Raw genomic sequence first — 22,837 nt, 5'->3', positions numbered from 1 at the left:
GGCCAAGAACAAGAAAGAGACCAACATCAACCATCCTATCCCCCATTGCAATATGATAATATTGTTAATAGGAGAAGGAGGCATCTATGAAGAAACTATACATACCTTTCCTGCTTTTGGTCGTATTGCTGACAGCTTGCACACCAACAAGTACGGAAACTCAAGGAAACATCCAGAAAGAGAAGCCTAAGCAAGAGAAGCCTAAGGCGCAATCGTCAGACGTATTGAAAGTATATTATCTGGACGTTGGTCAGGGAGATTCAACCCTAATTCGAACGCCCAAAGGACAGCATGTCCTAATTGATGGAGGGGACAACAGTCAAGGAGAGAACGTGGTCAAATATTTGAAACAGTACGGGGTTAAAGAGCTTGACGCAGTCATAGCCACTCACCCTGACGCCGATCATATCGGTGGACTGGATACCGTCCTCAATGCGATTCCAGCCAAATCCGTATATGCGCCCAGAGTATCTCACACAACGAAGACCTATGAGGATTTCCTATTAGCGGTCAAAAAGCAAAAGCTCAAGATCAAATCCGCAAAAGCTGGGGTCGAGCTCCCGCTCGATGGCGTACAAGCTGAGTTCCTTGCTCCAGTCGGAGATTATGGAAAGGACTTGAATGCATGGAGCGCAGTTCTTAAGGTTACATACAAAAATACATCGTACTTATTCTCAGGGGACGCTGAGCGTAAAAGCGAAACCGACATGGTCAACAGCGGTGCGAATTTAAAAGCAGATGTATACAAAGTCGGCCACCATGGGTCGGATACGTCTACCTCAGCTGAGTTCCTAAAAGCAATTCATCCAACGTATGCGGTAATCAGCGTTGGCAAGGATAACAAATATAATCATCCGAAAGATGTCATCATGAAACGCCTTAAGAAAGCCAATGTCAAAGTGTTCCGAACTGATAAAGAGGGCACTGTCATTTCAATAAGTGACGGAAAGTCAATAACATTTGAGAAGGCGAGGTAACAACATTGATTCAAGGGGTAATCGACCAGATTGAATGTGATATCGTAACCATTGAAGTAGAAGATGGACATACCATCGAATATCCGAAGCATCTGCTCCCCGCAGAAGCTGAGGTTGGAGATGTTGTTCATATTGTCGGAAATGTAATCACGATTGACAAACAAGCTACAGAAGAACGCAGAAAAGAAGTCGACCAGCTGATGGATGAGTTATTCGAAGACTAATCATTTGCTTTCACAATATGCAACCATAGAATAGAAAACGGACTGCGATAACCTGCAAGCATCCTTAGCCTGGGATAGATATTCCCCTGTTAAGGATGCTTTTTCTTTTGCCATGACTACGAGACATAATCTCTCACAGGACTGTAAGCGTTATGAAAGTAATAATCTTCCGGATCAATTCATCCTGTTGTACAGATTTGTGCTCTCGTTCGTAAAAAGCTAAGAAATGATTGAGCACCGCCACATAAATGGGTGTAGCTTACACATCCATTTTGCTCAGTCGGTTTCGGACTTGCCAGCATACTCTAGTAAATGTAGTAAATGTCGTGTAGAAAAGAAAAGTGCTTCATACGAGCTATTCCCTACTAATAAAAACAGCCTTGCTTCATCAGCAAGGCATAACACGATGATGTCGATCATTGAAGTCGGTAACGATATTGTTCAATCCTATCGTATTATATAAAGCAAGAACTCAAGATGATAACCAACAAGATAAACAGAACTAAGATTGCGCCTGTGCTCGTGAAGCCTCCAAATCCACAGCCTCTGCCAGCAAATTCACCCATTGAGATGACCTCCTTTCTCTAGGTACACAACATAGTATGATGAAGAACAAGGATAGACACGGCGCTTTGCCCAAGCAGAAATAATTAGGCATTCACATAAGTCAAGCAGCGTTTGTCCCTCGGCAAGACTCATTTACATTTATTTCTGTAACCAACAGCCATGAAGCATGCACAAATACCGCCAACGAAATTCGTTGGCGGTAAGGATTGTTACGTTTAAATAATAGTCAGTTATACAAATCATATGATGCTTTCCCCACTGTTACCCCTTCACTGCCCCTGCCAGCATCCCCTTCATAATCTGTTCTTGGAAGATCAAGTACATAATAATCGTCGGAACGACCGACAGGCTAAGTGCTGCCAGCGTCAGACTGTAGTCCGTACCGTAGCCATCCGCGAAGATGGAGAGGCTGAGCGGCAATGTCTTCAGCAGCGGATTGCTAATGAAGACGAGCGGGAATGCGAAGTCGTTCCAGAAGCGCAGGAAGCCAAGTACAGACACGGTTGCCAGCGCCGGCATCGACAGCGGCAGAATAACCCGCAAGAAGATCCCTGTATATCCTGCACCATCGATCAATGCGGCTTCCTCCAGTTCTTTCGGGAAGGAGGTCATATACGCGGACAGGACAAATATCGCAACTGGCAGTTCAAATGCCGTATAAGGCAGTACAAGCGCCGCATAGGTGTCGAGAATGGACATTTGCTTCATCATAATGAACAGTGGAACCAGTGTACTATGAATCGGAATGAGCATCCCGAGCAGGAACAATCCCATGATGTACGGCTTCCACTTGAACTTGAATCGTGACAATACAAAGGCTGCAAGTGCGCCGATCAGCAGGGTGGACACGAGTGAAATTACCGTAACAGCCAGAGAATTGCCGAAGGCAACATTCATGCTCGCTACATCCCATGCTCGAACGAAGTTATCCCATCTCCACTCGCTTGGCATGCCAAATGGAGAGGAGAAAAACTCTTCGTTGCTCTTGAAGCTGCTGATGAACAGCCATAACAATGGATACAGGGTCAATAATGCATACAGGGTTAGCAGCAACCAGACCAGTCCGGCTCCCCCCTGCTTCCACACCCGGCTGGAAGCACGTCTCCTTGTAGAGGAAGGCATGCGGCCAAGCTGTTGAACGGGTTGGTTCCCCATGTTCCTCTCCTCCTATCTTCTTGGACTTATAAGTGGCAACATCGAAGCATGATCGTGTCTGATCGAAATCCGCTCCTATGTTACTCATCATGTTCGAGTCCTTCCTCTACTTAGAGCGCATCCTTCTTCCGATTCATCAGCAATTGACTGACTACAATCAGGATTAAGCTTAGAATGACAATAGATGTCGATACGGCACTCCCATACCCATATCGGAAAATATTGAACGTGTTATTGTACATATACGTGGCCAGAAGCTCGGTTGAATGTGCCGGACCGCCGTGCGTCATGATAAAGATGAGATCGAATGCCTTCAAACTTCCCGAGATGCATAGAATAACAGCCACCTTAATCATGCCCCAAATCATCGGCAGTGTAATGAGGGACAGCTTCTTCCACCCTTCAGCACCATCCAGCTTGGCCGCATCATTCACTTCGCTCGGAATATTTTGCAATGCTGCGATAAATAAGATTAGATACGGCCCGATATTGCTCCATATGATCGGCGGTCCAATCGACAGCATTGCCACCTTCGGATCGGATAGCCAGCCGAGCTTCCAAGAAGACAATCCGAGCGAATCCAGAAGGAAGTTCAATATCCCGATCTGAGGATGATAGATATATCCCCATACTAAGCCGATCACGACCGAGGACAGCACCATCGGCATGAATACCGAAGCGCGGATGAACTTCTCGAACCAGCGATTGCGCACGAGCAGCAGCGCCAGCAGCAAGGCAATTGGAACTTGACCGAATACAGAATAAGCCACGATATACAGATTGTTGCGGAATGAGCCCCAGAAGATTGGATCGCTTAGAACCTCTATATAATTTTTCAATCCAATGAACTTCATATCGCCCATGCCTTTCCAGCTAAACAGGCCATAATACGATGACCAGATTACCGGAATGACGACGAACACCAAATAAATAAGAAGCGCGGGCAGCAAGCCAAGCATGATAAACATCCGCGCTCGCGATGCAGCGGTCATAGTCATCTATCCTTTTCTTTTGTTAGGCTGCATGATCCCAATACGTAAGTAGGGTCAATAATGGCCTTACGTCCAAACACAAACTACTCCTTCAACCCTTGCTCCTGCGCATCCTGAATCTTCTTCGCGATATCTTCCGCCTTCCCGCCGAGAAGCAGCTCCTGCAAGCCATTATTGACGACCTCTGTTGCTCCAGACGTTAATTTCGCATCATAGACAGGTGTACGCTTCACTTGATTCACGAGATCATACAGCTTGGCGAACAATGCGTTCACTTTGCTCTTATCGAGATCTACTTTGAAGCTGACGAGCTGGTTCGCCTCTAATGTTGTCTTCTGAGCTTCCGGACCAACCAGTGCTAGAATGAGTTCTTCCGCTATCTTCTTCTTATCGCCTTCTACCTTGCTGCTCAGCGCAGGTCCAACCCCGATCGCGCCGGACACCGAGTTCGGATCTCCCTTACCTCCCGGAATGGATGGCAGCACAGCAACGCCTGTGGCGTCTAGTACCTCTTGAGGCGCCGTTGCGACTAGATTCGTTACCGCCCATCCGCCTTCAATGATCATCGCGGCTTTGCCCTGTGAATACAATTGTTCCATTTGTGTCCCGTCGATCGCGTTGAAGCCTTCCTGGAACGCACCAACCGTAGCAAGCTCCTGCAAATGCTCAAGCGCCTTCACGAATTCAGGATCTGTGAACTTCGCTCCGTCTTGTGCAACCGCCTTGTTGAACCATTCTGTGCCCGTCACGCGATCTGCCAGCGAGCTGAGAATACTGGATTGTGCAAGCCATGGAGCTTTATTGCCAAGCGCGATTGGAATGATATTTTTGGATTTAAGCGTTTTAACTGCGTTCAATAATTCATCCCAAGTCTTCGGTACAGTCAGGCCATTATCCGCTAGTATTTTCTCGTTGTAATACAAAATAGACGTTGGAGACAGTCCCATTGGCGCACTGTATATTTTCCCGTCAAACGTGAAGTCATCGAAGGAGTTCGGCATGTAGCCGTCTTTCCAATCCTTATTCGCATCAAGCAATCCATCAAGCGGCTGAATCAAGCCTGCAGCTGAGAACTCCTTGGCAATCGTACCCGGATGCATAATGAATACGTCCGGCATCTCATTTGCAGCCGCAACCGCTTTCAATCGTTGGCGATACGCATCCGGTGGAATTGCTTGAATCTGCAAGTCTACATTCGTGTTATCCTTCTTGAACTGTTCAATGATTCCCCGCATCGCCTTGGCGCGCAAATCTTCCCCAGTGAAGTTATGCCATAGAGTAAGCTGAATCTTACTCTTCGGATCCACTTTGGCCCCTGAGTTCGAATCTGATGGGGATGTCGATCCACCTCCGCAGCCTGCCAGCACCAATGTAAGCATCATCACAAGCATAACCATTTGGCTCCAACGCATTTTGTTTTTCAACATGTGCAGCCCTCCTCATGACTTCAGTTCATTTTAAAAGTGTTTGCCCAACAGTACCATCGGCCCTCTATCCACGCTGTACACTACTGTGGAAGTGTCGCACTTTTATAAACGATATCTCTTAGGTACCACTATAAAAGAAAGACATTTGTAAAGCAGGTGATATTCTTCGGTGAAAGGGGTGACTTTTTTCAGTTGTGCTGCCGATATTGAGAGGGGGACAATCCGATATGCTTTTTGAACAGCTTGCAAAAATACTTCACATCCTCGTAGCCGCAATCGCTTGCTACCTGACTTATCTTCCGCTCCGATCCCGTTAGCAGTTCCTTCGCAAGCCCCATTCGCTCCAATGTTACGAAGTCAATATAATTCATGCCGGCTTCCCGCTTAAACACCTCACTGAAATGATTCGGATTCACATGCACATAGGCAGCTACCTGTTGTAGGGAGAGACTCTCATGCAAATGTTCTCGGATATAGAACATCGCACGCTGAATATAGGAATTCGCGCGATTCCGTTCATCGTATTGCTGATAGCGTTCCATGATGGCGCAGCAGGCGCGATACAATCCCGCTTCTACTTCATGATTCGGCAGAAGACGATGGCGAAATTCACTGAGCGTACGTTCTTCGGGCACCATTCGCTCCAGCCAACGGCAGGCTGACACCAATATAGACTGCAAATAGGCCAGCAGCGATTCAGGCGTTGTCTGTTCGTCTAAGACTTGCGCCTTCACAATCTCCTGAATCCAATGTGCCAGCGTCGCCCGATTGCCTTGCGTTAATATCGTGGCGAGTTCATTCTCTTCCTCCCGTGTACATACCGTTCTACCGCCTGTTCGATGCTGAATGTCTTTATACTGGATGATCCTTCTATCGCTAACGATATGTACATAGGCCAATGCTCGCTCGGCTTCCACGTAGGATTGCCGTATCTTCTCATAGTGAGGAACAATAGATCCGAATGCCGCGAAGATCGAGCATTTCAGAAGATTCTCACAATTGGCAAACGTCGTAGACAGCGTTCTTGTCTGCTCATACTCCGTCTTCTGTTTCCATAATAGAACCATGTGATGGGGCCGAAGCGAGATATCACACTGCAATGCTTCGCCTATAATATTCGAAGCTGCAAACAGCAGCAGTTGTTCATCTTTCCAACCAGATACAGTGAGGAAAATAACCTGATATGCTCTGTTCTCCGCCTTAAGCTCCAGAAGCTCCAATACTTGTCCGCCCGCAAGTTGTTCTTCCGGCATTCCTTCCGTCAACAGCTGTTCCAGCAGCTGCTTCTTGAGCAGATGGACATTCAAATGTCCGATCCGATCATGCTGCTGTCTTGCTTCCCATCTCTGCTTCGCCTTCAAGACCGCCTCCATGATCTCCTCTGGACGGCTCGTCTTCAAGATGTAATCCTGCGCGCCTACTCGCATTGCTTGCTGTGCATAGGCAAAGTCATCATACCCGGACAGCATGATTACCTCTGTTGCTGGATAATGATTTCTCACTAGGGAAGCCAACTCCAACCCGCTCATCGCCCCCATTCGAATGTCCGTCATCACGATATGGGGCTGTTCATTATGAATCTGCTGCCAGGCCTCTTCTCCCGATGCAGCAGGCTGTAAAGCCGTGATTCCGATCGCAGACCAATCAATGACTTGATGAATGCCTGTACGAATAATAACCTCATCATCCACGATTAGCAGCTTCATTGTCTTTCAACCTCCTTTTCGATAAAAGGAATCATAAAGGATACGGTCGTCCCCCCGCCTTCTACGCTATGAATCTGCAACCCAGACGCCTCCCCATAATGCAGCTTGAGCCTTTGGTTCACATTGCGCAGCCCATAGCTGTGTTCTGGCTTGCGTGTCTGGTCTAGTGGAAGTTCGATCTGCTGAAGGAGTGCGTCCAACTGTTCCTGCGGCATCCCTTGTCCGGAATCTTCAATGGTGAAGTGTATATGGTCATCTGCAGTGTGTTGTGCAATTACGGTAATTCGGCCTTTTGATCGCTTGCCAAGTATTCCATGAATGATTGCATTCTCGATCAGCGGCTGAAGAAGAAGCTTCAGCATCCACTGCGATTCAAGCTCAGGACTGATATGGAACGTGATGTCGAATTGATCCGGGTACCGAATCTGCTGAATCGATGCGTAGTGCTGCGCATGAAGCACCTCCTGCGTGACCTGACAATACTCGCTCCCCTTGTTCAAGCTGAAGCGCAAGAAATCGCTTAATGCCCCGACCATCTGCGCAATCGTGGCGTCCTTGTTCATGAGCGCCATCCAATGGATGGATGCCAGCGTGTTGTATAAGAAATGAGGGTTGATCTGTGCCTGCAGCGCCTGCATATCGGCTTCTTTCTTCATGGATTCATGCCGCTTCACCTCTTCCATCAGCACATGGACACGTTCTCCAAGCTTGTTATAGCTATGCACGAGCATGCCAATTTCATCAGATGAGGTAATCGGAAGCGCAATGACATCCTCCTCGGGCCGAAACCCCTTCAAGGAGACTGCCACCGTCTGCAGCGGCCTCGTCACCCGCATGATAAGGAACAGCACGATACCTGCGATGATAACCATCGCTAGTCCAATCGTAACGGCCGTTATCGTTACGACATATTGATTCTGCGCCTGATACTGCTCATAAGGAATCACTGCCAGCAGACGCCAGTCTACATGCGGAACTGTCGTATACACGATTGTTTTCTTGTCTTTCCCTTCCCCGTAGGTGACAAAGCCCTGTCTCTCTTGCATCCCTGGTGCATCCCAGTTCGGAAGCAGTTCCGTCACGGACTTCGACAGACCATCCCGGATCGTACCCGAGAGAATTCGATTGTCCCGATCTACAAGCAGCAAGCTCTCTCCACTGCCCAGAGCCGGCTTCATCATAAAATCAGCAATCGCTGCTTCGCTTATGCTGATGGATAGCATCCCCTTAGGCTGATAAGTCGTAGTGCTCCCTATTGGCCGCACGAAGGAAATGACCTTCTCCGCTCCGTTCGTTGTCACGTTCGTGTAGAGAGAGCTCCACCATTTATTCTTTACCTGTTGGATGTTCGTGTTCTTGTTGTCTGTGAAGAGTCCGTTGTTGAAAATCGTTGTGTTGGATAGCGTATGATTGCCGTTGTTTGGATAGATGGAGATGTTTGAGATATATGATTTGGAAAAAGCAAAGTTCGATAAGAATCCCATCAGTTTAATTTGCAGCCCGCTGCTGCCCTGATTCGTAGACGCGAGATAACGCTGAATGTCCTCCTGTGCAATTAGGAAAATGGACATATTCTCAACGTCCTGCACGATAAACTCCAGATTTGTCTTGATCTGATCCAGCAGCCCAAGACTGGACTGCTTCGTTCGTTCTTCGGCCTCCTTCGCTGCAATGCTGTACAATACAAATCCCAGCGACAACAATGGCACAAGGATGGCACCTAGCAACATTATCGATAACTTGCGCTTCAATGACTTGCCTAACCAACGCTGCATAATGAAGCATTCCTCCTAATATCGACATTTCAGTTAGGTAAAATTATACAAGGTATGGGCAAACTAAAATATACCACAGCCGGTCTACTATACAATCTATCAATTTCCTGCAGATTAAATAGCCGAGAAGACAACCTTCGGGCCACAAAAAGAAAATAACCCGCAAGAGGAGCTCTCTATTTTGCAGAGCGTCCGTCTTACGGGTCTTTCTCTTTCAACTATTTGTCGTTCAACTGTGATTAGCGATGCTGTTGCCTCTCGTCATGCGCCCAAGATACATCGTCGAATTAATGCGTTCCTGTTACTCCAAAATCATCAACCGATGATTGATCCGCTCGGTAGAACATGACATCCCCATCCTTTAGTCGGAACGTAACGCCGTACGGATCTGTGAATTGCGGGTGGGAACCCTCCCGCTTCCATTGATTTGTGAGCGGTGCTTTTATGTATTGCAAATGCGGCTTCCCCTTCTGCCCGTCTCGTACCGTCTCTATATCAACGTTCACGATGAGGAACCCATCGCGCAGGAAGAATGGCGCCTTGTCGTTAAAGCTGAACTGTTTCGATAAATCAAAGCCCTTCGGCACGATATACAGCTTCGCGGGCAGGTTGTATTCTCCATACCACTGTTGAATCGACGAATATGCACGTGCTTTCGAGACTCCAGTTGGCACACTTGTCGGCCCCATAAATGTTCGGACATGGTACGGCAGGAAGAGATCACTGTAGCTGCCAATTGTCGTCGGCTTCTTCGCTGCCCTTGCCCATTCCTCGATGTAAGCTTGACGGCTTGTCGATATGCTGCTGGCGAACAGCTCATAGAAGGCGCCCGCTGCATCTAAGATGCGCTGCTCTGGCACGTTGCGAAGTCGCGCATTAAGCTCCATACTCCGCCTTACCTTGTCCTCTGCTGAGCCAATCCGAATAAATTTCCGTTCATCAGTATGGTAATAGACGTCTACTTCCTGACGCTTTTGCCCCTTGCTGTCCGTGAAGTAGAAGGTAGGCTTAAGATGGATGCCATCTCCTGAGCCGAACATATTCCCCTTCGTCTTCAGGTCGAATTTGAACGCATACCCTGTCTTCACAGCTACATTTTTATACGAGGAATCAGGGTGGCTTCCTTTGCGGACAGGAAGCTCATAAGGAAAGGCATTACCGCGCGCATCTCCGTCGATTCCTTTGCTCCCCACCCAATAGGAGTTTCCAGTAGGTTCACTGCTTCCCTTCTGCTTGCGAAATACCGTCTCCCAATTGAAGTCCATAATGTCCGTCACATGGAAATCGTACACCCTGCCAATGACCTCGACCGCGATTTCATGGGTCGCCACATGGTTCTCCCAATTCGTATTGGCTGTTGGCTGATGCGTGAAGGAATCCGGCGCATTTTCCGCAATCGTGCGGTATAAGACCGAATAATCCCCCTCATCGACCCAGACAGGCAGGAAGAATGTCGTATCTAATTGGTTAACCGGTATGTCCGTCCACGTGCGCTTCGGGATGAATCTGCTGCGATCTGCGGTATAGACATCGAATGGGAACCATACCTGCTTCATTCGGAAATATTTCGCATAATCACGGTCGCCGTATCCCGGATAATTCACATGCTGACCGTTCGTAGGCATTCGGACTGTAAATGGCCGCTCCAGTATCAAGGCGGCACGAATGTAGTTGGGTGTTGTCTTTTGGTTATATTCACGATCATCCGTAATCGAGGAGTAATTCACAACAGGTGTATGTACGGTAACGGTATTAATGCCGTTGATTGAGAATTGCTTGTCACTGCCCCCATTTATGTTGCCGGGAACAAGATTGTAGTAGATCGTGCCTGAGCTTGGGGTGTTGGCCGCATTGACGAGCTTGCTGCTAATAAGCATACCGCTCCGATAGAGAACATTTTGACCAATGATCGTAGGTGAAGGGATATTTCCAGGTGTCGTTCCATGTTTCGTTGTCCAGCTATTGCTCATAATCGTAGTGCCGTTGAAGGTCACAAGATCATTTCGTACTTCTGGCTCTCCCGTTTGTGATTCAGCCCTGCTTTTGAGTTGTGATTCATCATTTGGCACGCTCGGCCTTGTATACATTCCTGGTACTGTTGCTGGTGTAAATGAAATTGTACCACTATCCTTCGGCTTGACGTGAGCCGATGCATCCGAATTGTGATCCGTTGAAAGAGAAGGGGCTGAGTACCCTGATGGCTGCAGCGTTACTGTTCCATTAGGCAGTGCGTAGTTGTTCATACTTGCTCGTTGAATTCCGTACACTTCGATGTTGTTGATCTGCCAATACGAATAGTCACGTTGGAAGGAAAAGCTGTAGGTCTTGGATTCTGTATCTCTCATCGTCAAATCCGGTTGTGGCGTGCACACACGCTGCCCTTGTTTATTCGTCGTGCACACATCTGGTTGCTTCTGCTTCCACTCCAGAGCATAGGTAACCTCTACCTGGCACTGATAGTTTACTTTGCCTGACATTTTAGCAAATGTATGTTGGAATAGATACTGATTCGCAAACACATTAGCATACAAATTCTCGGAGGTTGGAATCCCTCTGAGGACATCGAATTTCTCATTGCCACGGTTGTCGGCTTTGATCATTCCGGTTACATCTGGATTCATCTTATTTCCGGTTACTGTGCTTCCCGATGAAGGAGCCGCAATCGTGTATTTGCACTGGCCCGTCCCTCCACCAGGGTTCCCTCCGTTGTTATCGTCGGTACAGGAGCTCCCCGTTCCCACGGTCATAGAGAAGTCTGCCTTTTCATCCAACGCCTGAGTGGAGTCAGCAAAACGAGCAGTGATGGTTGACGTTCCGGTAGATGCTACAGCTGTAACCAGACCTGAATTGTTGATGGTCATCACACTAGCATTAGAGCTTGTCCACGTTAGTTTAGCATGGTTTTTCAGCTCCCATGTGGTGCCATCAACTTTCGTTAATTTGGCAACCAATTGTGTAGTCCCACCAGGGGCAACACATTTGTTCCCCGTAATCTCTAGTCCCGATGTTCCATCGGCATATGTAGCGATAAGTAATTTGTCTTTGTATCGGTATGTAACTGAGTTGAAATCAACAAAGAATTTAGAGAAATACCAGACCTGCTTGGCCCCTGGATTTGCCCAGTATTTATTGTAGGTATCGTTGTTGAAGGTTTGTTTAAAATATATCGTAATTATACTTAAGTCTGCTAGACCTGCTACTTCTCCTCCCACTGTACTAGGATCTGTATAACCACCTGGCCCATTGTGAAGATCAGGGATTATGTTGTTGTCATCAATTCGAACATTAGAAGCCGATATATCCTTCTTAATTTTCGAAATTGCACCGTCTTTAATCCATATCAAGTTCATTGAATCAGTCGGATCATTTATGTAAAATGGGGAAGTTCTAGGTATATCTGCTTCTAAATTTGGATCCGTGCATCCGGGATATTTCGGTAGCAAATGACCTTGTATATTTTCTTTAGGAACATTAGCATCACACCCTCTGCTATCTGCTACACTTACACGACCAGCACCAGCACGCCAATGTTTTCCGTCCCAATTAGCGGGATCGTTGATCGACCATCGATCCCAATAATATATACTTCCAAAGTTGCCGTTATCTTTAGAAGTTACTTTTAACTTTGTTCCCTGCAGTGTATCCTTTAATCCATCATTAATGTCAATTTTCGTTTTCCCGGATTTAAAGCCGCTGACTGTTCTTAAGACTTGTTTTGTTGATTTATCCGCCCATTCAATTTTTTTTATTACTTTCCCGGGCTTTGACGGAATCACCATAGGTTTCGTTTCAAGTGACGATTTATCAGAGAATATGTATCCACCGTACACATAGTCATCAGAACCAGCATTAAATTCGTAGTCAATTTCTTCACGTATCTCGCCTGAAGCAGATATATATAGTGAATTTAACGAAATACAAAGTAAATTAATGATGAAGACAGTAAGTATAACTTTTGATAAGAGCCTCATTCTTTTCAAGAAAACACCCCCTACCTTGTAAGGATCGATGTCGAAAGCCTACTAGCATATAGAGGGGCACCAAGAGAAATAGTTTCGATTGAGATACGAAGCTCGCCTGACGTTGAATAATTTTCTTTTGGAATTACGAGGCCATAAAGCTCTCTTTTGGAATCAAAGAATGGAGTTCCGCGATCAATTCCATTACGGTTACCTGAATACCCATGGACTATTAAGTTGAGTCGATTCATTGGATATGACTTTGGTTTTTTATTTACCACCATTTCAGAGTCCCATACTAGTACATAAACTTTCATATTATCAGTAAATTTTACTTGTTTACCTCCTATCTGTAGCATTAACTTATCTTTACTTGGAAGTAACCTTCGATTTGGATCCTTCGGATCGTTCCAATCAATCGCCGTTAAACTATTTACTTGCCCAATTACGGATTTATCTGGTGATGACACAGTTAATTTATTTATGTTCCAAGAACGAATTCCCATCTTCACATTCGTATACTTATCATTCTCCGGAGAATTAAAAATCTCTTCAGCGACCGTGAAAATATTCGTTTTGTGCCAGTACATCTCGGCTGCCGCGACAGCATATTTATCAACGGCTAATTTGTTGCCTTTCTTTGCGGACAGCAATCGTTCAATAACGGTAATCGCTTGTGCTCGCGTTGTGCTCCCCTTAGGTGTTAATTCTCCCGGCGCCGTACCGGACATAATGCCATTTTTCGTTGCGAGGTACATCCATTGCTTATCCTCTACTTGATCTATGTCCAATGCTCTCACTGCCATCTTCGACATTTCTTCACGCGTCAACGTTTGGGTCCAATTCGTATCTTCCAAGTCACCAGCCTTATATATCCCGGCTGCTTCAGCTGCATGTACATAGGACTCATACCATTTCCCATTCGATTCCTGTACTTCAAGTCCCAGAGCAGAGATGGTCATCTTTACGAATTCCGCGCGAGATACATTCTTATTAGGAAGAAAATTGCCATCAGGATAACCTTCCACATACCCCTTATTGATCGCTTGAATAATACTGTGTTCTGCCCAGTGTCCGGAAATGTCCAAAACCTTCGGCGTTGTTGCACGATTTGAACTATTATCATTACCGCTTGAGGTGATAGTAGGTTTGTCTACTTGTGGAGTTGCATTCACTGTGATGGGATGTATGGAAGCATGCGCGGATATAAGCAATAGGGCTGCCGTTCCTATTAACAATGACTTTTTCATGTTATCCTCCTAATCCATAATTTCAAATTCCATTTCTTGTGTTCCTCATGTAAATACTCGTATCTCTTTTATGCGCCTCCTTCACTCCGATAATAGTGATACGGTTCGCACCGAATAGGATCATCACCCTAATATTTGATATCGGACACAAGTCCTGAATTTATAGGGTAATTATACCAAATTATCTTGATTTTCGGAACATTTTGACGAGGGTTAGAGGAAATATTTTACTCGATTACGTATAAGAGTGGCCTTTCGATTGCTTAAATCATGGAATTTTGAAATAATTGTTATTAAGTGAAAGGGTGCCGTTTTATAAAAAGAGTATGTAAAATAATCTAATCTTAATAGAGAGTAGGAAAATGAATGAAACAAGAATTTCCGATAATTGAAACGGAAAGGTTAATTTTAAGAGAAGTATCAACAGAGGATGCTAATGATATGTTTACCTATTTATCTGATAAAGAGGTTGTGAAACATATAGGGTTAGCACCTTTCCAAACCGTTACAGATGTTTGTGATGAAATTAATTGGTATAACTCTATTATCGAAGAAGGCACTGGCATTAGATGGGGAATTACATTAAAAGATTTTGGAAAAGTTATAGGAAGTTGTGGCTTTCTTAATCGGGTTACCAAACATCATCGAGCTGAAGTTGGATTTGAGTTAAGCAAAGATTACTGGGGGAAAGGAATAGCTAGTGAAGCATTAGAAGCAGTTATTAAATTTGGGTACCGTCACTATCAGTTGGAAAGAATTGAGGCTTTAATAGAACCAGCAAATCTCCCGTCGCAAAAATTGGTAGAGAAGCAAGGGTTTATAAGAGAGGGGTTGCTAAGACATTATGAATATACTTGTGGTAAATTTGATGATTTATATATGTACTCAATCTTAAAAGGAGACCTTAACCTTATGTAAGGAGTGTATTCAACAAATACCAGCTAATATGAGTTAAATGAATTCTAGAAAAGGGGGCTTTGATGGTATAAAAAGGAGAACGCATATCATATATGTCTAATATGTTTTCTCCTTTATTTTTTATGGATTTTTATAAGTTAGGTCTTGATAACTATTAGGCTGCCCTCAGAATCTATGCTTCTACAAAAGTCTTGATGCCCTTAACTTCGTACACAGCGTGTTGCGATCCCAGAATATGCTCTGGTTTCGGCTTGCCGCGGCTCTGTCTGTGGCCTTCAATATGTGCCTCGCTTGTCTCCCATTTCTTCCACGCTTCTTCAGATTCCCAGCGAATGAGAATGACGACTTCTTCATCTCCTCTGCTTACCTTCTTGACGCAAATGCTCAAGTCAATAAAGCCCTCGGATTTCTCAATGACTCCCTCTCCGCTGAACCTGTCGACCACGAGCTGTGAAGTCCCTTCCTTCACTTGGATGGTTTTCGTCTCGATAAACATATCTCTATCTCCCTTCATCGCATGATGATTCCATAGAATGATCCTCGTTCCTACCCTTGAAAAAGTTCCCATTCTCCCTATATTACAAAAAAAGTGCATGTGAAATCCATGGAATATTTCCTGATGGAAAATGGAGATTTCGAGCTATTTTCGTCTAATTCTGCTGATTAACTTCTTGATTAGCTAGGCTTGCAATTTGTTCGAGTACATACTCATAATAACCTGCTCTGGAAGGGACAAAGTCCTGTATCGTTAAGTCTACCTTGATCCCGCTCTCTCCACTCGATGGCACGAATTCCTCGCCAGTAATTTGCTGTGCCTCACCTGCAATCAGCTTGCGGAATTGTTCTGCTTCCAGCATGACTATGGATACCACTTCATCTTCCTGCATTCGAAAATCGGAAATATCTCCTTTATATTCATGAAGGAACACATGACAAAATTCATTATCTATTATATGTTCCTGTTCAATACTGCTTGGTATAACACCACTGTACGTAAGCTGGGCGAACTCAATCTCGAGTCCTAGCTCCTCTCTTAACTCCCGAATGCCGTCCATTGGCGATTCCCCTGCTTCTAGATGACCAGCAGCCGTTATGTCCAGAAGACCCGCATAATCTAGCTTCTGAGGATGCCGGCGTTGGAACAGCAAGATTAGTTCCCCGTTCTCTACTTTCCATAACCAGCAATGAAACGTTTGATGCCACAATCCCTTGGCATGCACTTCATCCCGTGACTTGATACCCGTGTAATCCATTTCGCTTGTAAAGGTATCGAGATATTCTTTTGCAACTTTGTGGGCAACCATTCGTGGATCCTCCAGTTATCTATAGTCTGTATCGATTTTCGCTTCAGTCCACGCTCTACGCATGATTTCATCGACGGTTTCTTCCGGTGTCATGTCTGAGCTGTCCAGCCACATGCCGATTCGAGGCGTGCCCTGACGAAGGCCATCGTCTAAATCCTGAACAGTCCATAGCCCATACCCTTGCTTGCCTCGCGACGCTTCACGTTCCGCTACAATATCAGGCCGTGGGCAGAGTACAACGAGGTAGAGAGGACGAGTCTGAAAATTCTGAATGAACCATTGCAGGACATCACCGATGACGACATCTTGGATCACTGTCGTAAATCCGGCTTCCACATATGCATCCGCAGTTCCTGCAGCCAGGCGATAACGAAGGTTTAACTGCTTCATCGCTTCCTCTGAAGCATCGGGTGACATTTCCTCGCGGCCATTGACGATCATGCGACGGAATATGTCACCACGCACATGAACACCTTTCGCAAAGCGTTCCGCCAACAATTGCGCGATGGTGGACTTGCCTGACGCCATAATGCCCGTAATTACAAATAGGCTCGGTGTATGGGGTTCGCAGATCTCAACGTTCATCATTCATCCTCCTGACTATATTGCTTGATGTTGCATCTACCTATATTCATTCAATGTACCATATTCAACCATGAAAAAGCAGGCTTTCTAAAACAGAGCACCGCAAGTCCTCCATTCATGATAGACCTGAGGAACAATTTTTTGATGAAACGCTCCCATCCGATAAATAGGCCCACATTCCGGATTGACGACGATCACAGTCTACGCTATATTAATAAAAGTTTACTTAATGCAACTTATTTATATTTAGCTAACATTTTTGCAACAAGGAAAGGAGGTCGTCCATGAACACCACGAGTGAACTGAAATATAAAGGGCGAGATTCCCGATTTCGTCCCCGGCAGGCCTCCCAACTCCTCCGGATTTCAGTTCTAGCAGCCACAGGCTTGGCAGTTCTGCTGTTATCCATACTCATCGGCAGTGCGGTCGGACCTGTGTCTATACCGTTGAAAGAGACGTTTGCAGCCATGCTTCATGCAACAGGCTGGCTGGAGCACATTCAGATTGCAGAGCGGAATCTTACCATCATTTTGGATATCCGACTGCCTCGTGTCATCGTAGGTTCATTAGTCGGAGCCGGCTTGTCCATCGCGGGCGCAGCAATGCAGGGAGTGTTCCGCAATCCGCTCGTCGAGCCCGGATACTTGGGAGTGTCGTCAGGCGCAGCCGCCGGAGCTGTCTTGTGCATCGCATTAGGGCTTGTTCGTCATTCGGCATTCGCGCTTCCCTTGTCTGCCTTCGCAGGTGCACTTATATCCGTTGTACTCATCCTGGCCATATGGCGGGCTAGTGGGAAACCGAATGTAACCACTCTACTATTGCTCGGAATTGGCATGAACGCGCTACTGTCGGCGGTCATTAATGTGATCATTGCCAGCGCGCCGCATGAACAGCAGCTGCGCAGTATCGTGTTCTGGCTGCAGGGTGGACTCGAGGCGCGAACATGGGAGCATGTACATATTATCGCTCTGCCGATTCTTATCGGAGGCGTTCTGTTGGCGCTATTTAGCCGTTCATTGAATTTGCTGCTGCTCGGTGACGAGCATGCACAGGCTTCCGGTGTCCCTGTGCAAATCACCCGCTATACGATTTTACTGCTCGCTTCGTTCTTGACCGGTACAGCCGTGTCGGTAAGCGGAATTATCGGTTTTGTCGGTTTGGTTATTCCGCATCTCGTTCGCCTAATTGTCGGCTCGGATCATCGCCTGCTGCTGCCGTTCAGCGCACTATTCGGGGCATCGTTCCTCGTTCTGGCCGATTTAGCCTCGCGCATGGTGCTGCAGCCGATCACATTGCAGATCGGCGTCGTCTGCGCTTGCATCGGAGCTCCACTGTTCATGATGATGCTGCTGCGCAAACGGAAGGAGGGTTAATGACATGAAGACAAGGCGGAAGACATCTTTGAGCATTCCTGGACTGCTTGAAGCCAAGCAATTGACCTATTCGATTGATGGGCGAACAATCATCGACAATCTGTCCATGAAGCTGCAGTCAGGTTCCTTCCTTGGCATTATTGGACCGAACGGCAGCGGAAAATCTACATTGCTTCGCATGCTTTGTGGACTTCTGAAGCCTGCTCAAGGCTCACTGACACTTGAAGGAAAGCCCTTCAAGGCATACTCCACGAAGGAACGAGCGCAAATGATCGGCTATGTACCGCAGGATTGCTCGCTTGATGCAGACTTCACGATTGAGCAAATCGTCGCGATGGGACGCCACCCTTATAGCCGCTTGTTCGGCAGATTAACAAGTTCAGATGCACAGCAGGTCGAACGGGCGATGGAGCAATGCGGCGTTAATCACCTGCGCGAGCGCTACATTCATGCCTGTTCAGGCGGACAACGCCAGCTTGCCTTCATCGCCAAGGCGCTTGCACAGGAGCCGCAAATTCTCCTTCTGGATGAGCCTATCTCCGCACTCGACATTCGTCACCAGCTTCGCACGCTTGCGCTGCTTCGCCAGCTCGCTGACAAAGGATATGCTGTGGTCGCTTCACTGCATGACCTGTCGCTAGCTTCTCGTTACTGCGATCGTCTTCTGCTTCTGCATGACGGGCGCATCGAAGCATTCGGCCAACCGGAAGAGGTGCTCTCAGCAGATGCACTTTATGATGTGTATGGCGTTCATGCCGTCATTCGCCAAGAACCAGGAACGGAAGGCCTGTCAGTCATTGCATTTGAACATGAAGCAGAAGAGCAGAAATGGTATACCCATTACGAAAAAGAACATCTTGGAGGAATTACACAATGAGAAACGTACAAACTCGGCGAAAAACCACTTTTCGCATGCTCTGTATGAGCCTGATCGCGCTTGTTGCCGCTGTCGGGTTGACAGCCTGCACCAGCAATTCACAATCCGATAGCGAGAAATCGTCCAGCACCATTTCAACCACGACCAGTTCTAAGGCCGCCGCATCCTCTGACAATGGGAAGATAGAGGCTGCACCGAAGGTTGCTGCGGTTTCTCTCGACACTGCAGATGCCGTACTTGAAATCGTTCCTCCGGAGCAAGTCGTTGCCGTACCGAAGAACATGGCAAATCCTTATTTGGCTGTCAACGAGGAGAAGGGCAAGCAGGTGTCCGGTCAAGTCGGCGGTGCGACTGGATTGGATCCCGAAGGAATTTTGGCATTTCATCCAGACGTTGTCCTCATCACGAAAATCCATAATAGCGAAAACGATGCCGAGCAATTGCTCAGCCAAGCAGGCGTCAAGGTTGTCACGTTCGAGCAATGGGGAACATTCGAGCAATTGATTGCGAACTTCCGCACAATTGGCGAGGCTGTTGGAGCTGTCGAAAAAGCAGAGGAAGTTGCCAAGGAAATTCAGGGCAAGCTGGACGATGCCGCTAAGCGAAATGCAACACTTGCAAGCAAGCCGTCTGTTCTCGTGCTATCGCCTGTCGGCCCGAATACTGGCCCCTACATCATGGGACCAGGGAACATTTCTTACGATATGATCCGTCTCGCCGGAGCTAAGCCCGCTGCCGAAGCACTCGGGATTAAGAAATCGACAAAAGCATCAATTGAGGATGTGATTAACATGAATCCGGACTATATCGTGCTTGGAGATTGGGATGGTTCGGGAGATGAATGGCTGAAGGATTTGAAATCTCAAGCGGCGTGGAACACACTGGACGCGGTCAAAAATAACCGCATTACGACGATGAAGGCGAAGGATCTGCTTGCGCCGAACCGTTATACGGTAGATGGATTACTGGAAATGTCCGCATGGCTTCACCCAGATTTATGGAAAGGAGACGCAGCGAATTAATGAGCGAATTCCTAACAAACGGGCATTCACAGCTCACACGGCTTCCGCCAGAAATGATGGACACGCCGCACCGTGCCATCCTTCTTGCTTCCTACAGCGCTTGTGCCAGCATTGATGATGTACCTGCCATGTACCATCATATTTTGCGCGGACACGGCTCTCCTTCGGAAGCCATCGTGCAAGGCGTTATTCGGTACAGCGATACGGGTACATGTGATCCACTGTATACGGTAACGAAGCGTCAGTCCGAGGCAATTACACAGCTAGTAGAGGCCAAGTTCGGTGAAGTCATTCCTGTCTACATCGGCTGCAAGCATTCGCATCCTTTTGTAGCCGATGCCATCCAGCAAGCGATCAGAGACGGCATCACGGAGCTCGCCGTGCTGCATGCTACGCCCTTCTTCACAGCGTCAGGAACAGGAAGCTATGTTCAAGATGCCAAGAAGGCAATCGCTGCAGCCAACAGCGATATGAAATTGACGGTCATTTCTGAATGGCAAGCGCACCCTGACTTCATTCAGCTAATGGCGCGCAGATTGCACGACGCTTACGTCTGGATGCCTTCCTCGATGCTGCCGACGACACGGGTCATCTTTACGGTGCACAGCAAGCCTGGTCTTCCCTCCGCGCATGGTGACTTTATTGCGTCCTACAAGCATGTTGCCGGATTGATCGCGGAGCAGGCCAATATCGGGAAATGGGATATTTCTTATCGCAGCGGCATGCCCGCCCCCCAACGCTGGCTTGGGCCCGATATTAATGAGGTTATTCTAGGAGCAGCTTCCGATAAGGAAGAAGCTGTCGTCATTTGCGAGCTGACCTCGCTTACCGAAAATGTCGAGGTCTATTACGACATTGGCCAGGAAGCCAAGCAAACGGCAGAGCAGTGCGGGATGCAGTTCGTTTGCACTGAATATCTGAATGATGCCTATGATTTTATGGACTTTTTATCCAACATCGCAGCTGCCCATTTTGAGTTGAAGGCAGCACATTCCTGAAGCACGAAGCATGTTCTCAGTGGGATAGCCTCTTCCACCTCTCATTGAGTCACTATCCCTTTCAGTCAGGAGAACATGCATGTGTGCTGTGAAGCCAACAAATGTGCGGTGAGGTTGCATGAGCGGAAATGCAGATCGCTCCGTACATGAGCTGCGTATGATCATCAATAATACCAATCGATTTAGGCCGGGCACCTACATTCTCGGCCTCTTTTTTACTGCATGCTTTATATGAGGCATACCTGTTACGATTCATAACCATGATTTTCGTTAGCCGATATGCCAACACATCCTCGATCTAAGTACAGAATTAAAACTCCACATAAAAAGGCTGCTGGGTAGAATCCAAGCATTTTTCAATCCGCTCGCGGAAGTTTTTCCACGTAACCATATTCAAAGCATCCTGAACTGAAAAATAGCCAACTTCTAATGCTTCTTCCGTCGTTGTCATTTCACCGCCTACCTGCTTGGCAAGAAATAACGTATTGCAAATTCCACCAGAAACGTTTTGATAAATTCCACAGAAGCGAACAATTTCAATATCGACTCCCGCTTCTTCCTTCGTCTCGCGAATGGCCGCTTGCGCTAGTGATTCTCCTTCTTCCACTTGACCACCCGGCATCTCCCACCCTCTTCGAGGGCCTCTAATTAACAAGATCTCATTATTTTCATTCACAATAATTGCTGCTGCGGATACGATATGCTTCGGTGGGTTCATCTCATTCGCTTCCTTTCCATGTTCAGCTGCGATCCTATTTAACTGGGATTCCAGGCCGCAATTTCCTATATATCAAGTTATAATTGCTCCACATACACTATTATCCAACTTGGATTAATAAAGTCAATTCCTGCGATATTCTCTGTCTCACCGTGATTTTTTCATTTTCCGACTATTCCAATTTGATTTAATCCTTGACACAAAGCCCATTCAAAAGTATAGTAATCGCATCGGAATTAAACTTGACTGACGAATCAGTTAAGAAGAGAGGGCGATGCAAACTGCCTAAGCTGCCTATCGTACCAAATCAAGAACAAGATAGACGTCAGCAGCTCATGAACGCCGCACTCTATCTCTTCGCAAGCAAAGGATACCATTGTACGAAGATTTCGGATGTGGTGAAGACCGCTGGTGTGTCACAAGGAACGTTCTATTGGTATTTTCATAGCAAGGAACAGATCATCTTAGAGTTAATTCACGATGGTAAGGAGAAACTAACCAACGTCATCGCTCAAGGCTATCGCAAGCATAGCGGTACGATAGATGATATGGTGAGCTCATCCGCACGACTGCTGACCGAACTATTCACGTTCGCTGATCAGAACCGGAACTTAATGGCACTGCTTCTCATGAAGGGGCAAGGCGCTGATCCTGCAGTACGAGAGGCAGTCTCACAGACTTGGATCGCTTTCGAAGAAGCATTCAAGCACAATATACAACGGGCGACCGAGCTCGGCATGCTGCCGAACACGAATGATTTATCGCTGCGCGCCAATATTCTCGTCTGCTTAATTACTGGGGTATTGTCCAAATGGCTCTTCGGGCCCATGCATGAGGTCGATTATCAGTCCGGCTACTCACCAGCACAAATCGCTGAAGCTACTGCCAAATTCGAATTTCGAGGGCTGCTCGGATAACTTGGCTCTTGGCCATTTTCATAGACAGGTTCAGTACGAAATAGAGAACGTATTCTGGCACTTCGTGCAAGGGAGATCTCTACATTTAAAAGG

The 22,837-nt window shown here is 46.8% G+C and carries 20 protein-coding genes; 8 read left to right on the top strand and 12 right to left on the bottom strand.

Annotated features, from left to right (window positions below; all coding sequences use genetic code 11):
- The first annotated feature begins 86 nt into the window (after nucleotides 1-86).
- Entirely contained in the window at nucleotides 87-977 is an 891-nt protein-coding gene (locus tag BLS15_RS27795) for a ComEC/Rec2 family competence protein (protein WP_028532575.1), read from the top strand.
- A 5-nt stretch (nucleotides 978-982) separates the two neighbouring features.
- Nucleotides 983-1,201, top strand: a complete 219-nt coding sequence (locus BLS15_RS27790; RefSeq protein WP_028532574.1) for a DUF3006 domain-containing protein — start codon at nucleotides 983-985, stop codon at nucleotides 1,199-1,201.
- Nucleotides 1,202-1,656: 455 nt separating this feature from the next.
- Here the strand turns inward: BLS15_RS27790 and BLS15_RS29240 are convergent, their stop codons facing one another.
- The 8 genes from BLS15_RS29240 to BLS15_RS27755 all read right to left on the bottom strand — a co-directional run bounded on the left by BLS15_RS29240 (nucleotide 1,657) and on the right by BLS15_RS27755 (nucleotide 14,032).
- Nucleotides 1,657-1,767, bottom strand: coding sequence for a YjcZ family sporulation protein (locus BLS15_RS29240; protein WP_217635877.1), 111 nt, complete (start codon nucleotides 1,765-1,767; stop codon nucleotides 1,657-1,659).
- 262 nt (nucleotides 1,768-2,029) lie between these two features.
- Nucleotides 2,030-2,890, bottom strand: a complete 861-nt coding sequence (locus tag BLS15_RS27785; RefSeq protein ID WP_051614091.1) for a carbohydrate ABC transporter permease — start codon at nucleotides 2,888-2,890, stop codon at nucleotides 2,030-2,032.
- 143 nt (nucleotides 2,891-3,033) lie between these two features.
- Nucleotides 3,034-3,915: a carbohydrate ABC transporter permease gene (locus BLS15_RS27780; protein ID WP_021262218.1), complete on the bottom strand. Its 882-nt coding sequence runs from the start codon at nucleotides 3,913-3,915 to the stop codon at nucleotides 3,034-3,036.
- Between the two features lie 83 nt (nucleotides 3,916-3,998).
- A complete protein-coding gene (locus BLS15_RS27775) occupies nucleotides 3,999-5,342 on the bottom strand; it encodes an extracellular solute-binding protein (RefSeq protein WP_090514784.1) in 1,344 nt (447 codons plus the stop codon).
- 188 nt (nucleotides 5,343-5,530) lie between these two features.
- On the bottom strand, nucleotides 5,531-7,048 hold the full coding sequence (locus tag BLS15_RS27770) for a response regulator transcription factor (protein ID WP_090514780.1): 1,518 nt from the start codon (nucleotides 7,046-7,048) through the stop codon (nucleotides 5,531-5,533).
- Nucleotides 7,045-8,823, bottom strand: a complete 1,779-nt coding sequence (locus BLS15_RS27765) for a cache domain-containing sensor histidine kinase (protein ID WP_028532570.1) — start codon at nucleotides 8,821-8,823, stop codon at nucleotides 7,045-7,047. Before BLS15_RS27765 ends, BLS15_RS27770 begins: the two co-directional genes overlap by 4 nt.
- A 287-nt stretch (nucleotides 8,824-9,110) precedes the next feature.
- Nucleotides 9,111-12,794 (bottom strand): DUF5704 domain-containing protein, encoded by a 3,684-nt coding sequence (locus BLS15_RS27760; protein WP_254777419.1) that lies wholly within the window; start codon nucleotides 12,792-12,794, stop codon nucleotides 9,111-9,113.
- Between the two features lie 20 nt (nucleotides 12,795-12,814).
- Nucleotides 12,815-14,032 (bottom strand): S-layer homology domain-containing protein, encoded by a 1,218-nt coding sequence (locus BLS15_RS27755; RefSeq protein WP_090514775.1) that lies wholly within the window; start codon nucleotides 14,030-14,032, stop codon nucleotides 12,815-12,817.
- 366 nt (nucleotides 14,033-14,398) lie between these two features.
- On the opposite strand from BLS15_RS27755, the gene BLS15_RS27750 reads away from it, so the two are divergent.
- Nucleotides 14,399-14,950: a GNAT family N-acetyltransferase gene (locus BLS15_RS27750; RefSeq protein ID WP_021253716.1), complete on the top strand. Its 552-nt coding sequence runs from the start codon at nucleotides 14,399-14,401 to the stop codon at nucleotides 14,948-14,950.
- A gap of 172 nt (nucleotides 14,951-15,122) precedes the next feature.
- Here the strand turns inward: BLS15_RS27750 and BLS15_RS27745 are convergent, their stop codons facing one another.
- The 3 genes from BLS15_RS27745 to BLS15_RS27735 form a co-directional block, all read right to left on the bottom strand.
- A complete protein-coding gene (locus BLS15_RS27745) occupies nucleotides 15,123-15,446 on the bottom strand; it encodes an antibiotic biosynthesis monooxygenase family protein (RefSeq protein ID WP_021253717.1) in 324 nt (107 codons plus the stop codon).
- 154 nt (nucleotides 15,447-15,600) lie between these two features.
- A complete protein-coding gene (locus BLS15_RS27740) occupies nucleotides 15,601-16,254 on the bottom strand; it encodes an NUDIX hydrolase (RefSeq protein WP_090514770.1) in 654 nt (217 codons plus the stop codon).
- A 15-nt stretch (nucleotides 16,255-16,269) separates the two neighbouring features.
- Nucleotides 16,270-16,842: an AAA family ATPase gene (locus BLS15_RS27735; protein ID WP_231515116.1), complete on the bottom strand. Its 573-nt coding sequence runs from the start codon at nucleotides 16,840-16,842 to the stop codon at nucleotides 16,270-16,272.
- A 281-nt stretch (nucleotides 16,843-17,123) separates the two neighbouring features.
- On the opposite strand from BLS15_RS27735, the gene BLS15_RS27730 reads away from it, so the two are divergent.
- Genes BLS15_RS27730 through hemH form a run of 4 tightly spaced genes read left to right on the top strand, consistent with a single transcriptional unit; the run spans nucleotide 17,124 to nucleotide 21,109 of the window.
- Nucleotides 17,124-18,212 (top strand): FecCD family ABC transporter permease, encoded by a 1,089-nt coding sequence (locus BLS15_RS27730; RefSeq protein WP_021253720.1) that lies wholly within the window; start codon nucleotides 17,124-17,126, stop codon nucleotides 18,210-18,212.
- A 4-nt stretch (nucleotides 18,213-18,216) separates the two neighbouring features.
- A complete protein-coding gene (locus BLS15_RS27725) occupies nucleotides 18,217-19,089 on the top strand; it encodes a heme ABC transporter ATP-binding protein (protein ID WP_090514767.1) in 873 nt (290 codons plus the stop codon).
- Complete coding sequence (locus BLS15_RS27720; protein WP_090514764.1) at nucleotides 19,086-20,111, top strand: ABC transporter substrate-binding protein; 1,026 nt, start codon at nucleotides 19,086-19,088, stop codon at nucleotides 20,109-20,111. Before BLS15_RS27725 ends, BLS15_RS27720 begins: the two co-directional genes overlap by 4 nt.
- Nucleotides 20,111-21,109, top strand: coding sequence for a ferrochelatase (gene hemH / locus BLS15_RS27715; protein WP_090514762.1), 999 nt, complete (start codon nucleotides 20,111-20,113; stop codon nucleotides 21,107-21,109). Before BLS15_RS27720 ends, hemH begins: the two co-directional genes overlap by 1 nt.
- Before the next feature lie 310 nt (nucleotides 21,110-21,419).
- Here the strand turns inward: hemH and BLS15_RS27710 are convergent, their stop codons facing one another.
- Nucleotides 21,420-21,827, bottom strand: coding sequence for an NUDIX hydrolase (locus tag BLS15_RS27710; protein WP_090514759.1), 408 nt, complete (start codon nucleotides 21,825-21,827; stop codon nucleotides 21,420-21,422).
- A gap of 335 nt (nucleotides 21,828-22,162) precedes the next feature.
- On the opposite strand from BLS15_RS27710, the gene BLS15_RS27705 reads away from it, so the two are divergent.
- Nucleotides 22,163-22,744, top strand: coding sequence for a TetR/AcrR family transcriptional regulator (locus BLS15_RS27705; protein ID WP_036591022.1), 582 nt, complete (start codon nucleotides 22,163-22,165; stop codon nucleotides 22,742-22,744).
- The last annotated feature ends 93 nt before the right edge of the window (nucleotides 22,745-22,837 follow it).

Source organism: Paenibacillus sp. cl6col (assembly GCF_900102125.1).
GTDB classification, from domain to species: Bacteria; Bacillota; Bacilli; order Paenibacillales; family Paenibacillaceae; genus Paenibacillus_B; species Paenibacillus_B suaedae.
This window is presented reverse-complemented; position numbering and strand designations above follow the sequence as displayed.

Bases quoted from the DNA above. Each gene is read 5' to 3' on its own strand.
- BLS15_RS27725 (WP_090514767.1), top strand. From the start codon at position 18,217: ATGAAGACAAGGCGGAAGACATCTTTGAGCATTCCTGGACTGCTTGAA.
- BLS15_RS27775 (WP_090514784.1), bottom strand. From the start codon at position 5,342: ATGTTGAAAAACAAAATGCGTTGGAGCCAAATGGTTATGCTTGTGATG.
- BLS15_RS27720 (WP_090514764.1), top strand. From the start codon at position 19,086: ATGAGAAACGTACAAACTCGGCGAAAAACCACTTTTCGCATGCTCTGT.
- BLS15_RS27730 (WP_021253720.1), top strand. From the start codon at position 17,124: ATGAACACCACGAGTGAACTGAAATATAAAGGGCGAGATTCCCGATTT.
- BLS15_RS27735 (WP_231515116.1), bottom strand. From the start codon at position 16,842: ATGATGAACGTTGAGATCTGCGAACCCCATACACCGAGCCTATTTGTA.
- BLS15_RS27755 (WP_090514775.1), bottom strand. From the start codon at position 14,032: ATGAAAAAGTCATTGTTAATAGGAACGGCAGCCCTATTGCTTATATCC.
- hemH (WP_090514762.1), top strand. From the start codon at position 20,111: ATGAGCGAATTCCTAACAAACGGGCATTCACAGCTCACACGGCTTCCG.
- BLS15_RS27740 (WP_090514770.1), bottom strand. From the start codon at position 16,254: ATGGTTGCCCACAAAGTTGCAAAAGAATATCTCGATACCTTTACAAGC.
- BLS15_RS27745 (WP_021253717.1), bottom strand. From the start codon at position 15,446: ATGTTTATCGAGACGAAAACCATCCAAGTGAAGGAAGGGACTTCACAG.
- BLS15_RS27795 (WP_028532575.1), top strand. From the start codon at position 87: ATGAAGAAACTATACATACCTTTCCTGCTTTTGGTCGTATTGCTGACA.
- BLS15_RS27705 (WP_036591022.1), top strand. From the start codon at position 22,163: ATGAACGCCGCACTCTATCTCTTCGCAAGCAAAGGATACCATTGTACG.
- BLS15_RS27710 (WP_090514759.1), bottom strand. From the start codon at position 21,827: ATGAACCCACCGAAGCATATCGTATCCGCAGCAGCAATTATTGTGAAT.
- BLS15_RS27750 (WP_021253716.1), top strand. From the start codon at position 14,399: ATGAAACAAGAATTTCCGATAATTGAAACGGAAAGGTTAATTTTAAGA.
- BLS15_RS27770 (WP_090514780.1), bottom strand. From the start codon at position 7,048: ATGAAGCTGCTAATCGTGGATGATGAGGTTATTATTCGTACAGGCATT.
- BLS15_RS27785 (WP_051614091.1), bottom strand. From the start codon at position 2,890: ATGCCTTCCTCTACAAGGAGACGTGCTTCCAGCCGGGTGTGGAAGCAG.
- BLS15_RS27765 (WP_028532570.1), bottom strand. From the start codon at position 8,823: ATGCAGCGTTGGTTAGGCAAGTCATTGAAGCGCAAGTTATCGATAATG.
- BLS15_RS29240 (WP_217635877.1), bottom strand. From the start codon at position 1,767: ATGGGTGAATTTGCTGGCAGAGGCTGTGGATTTGGAGGCTTCACGAGC.
- BLS15_RS27780 (WP_021262218.1), bottom strand. From the start codon at position 3,915: ATGACCGCTGCATCGCGAGCGCGGATGTTTATCATGCTTGGCTTGCTG.
- BLS15_RS27760 (WP_254777419.1), bottom strand. From the start codon at position 12,794: ATGAGGCTCTTATCAAAAGTTATACTTACTGTCTTCATCATTAATTTA.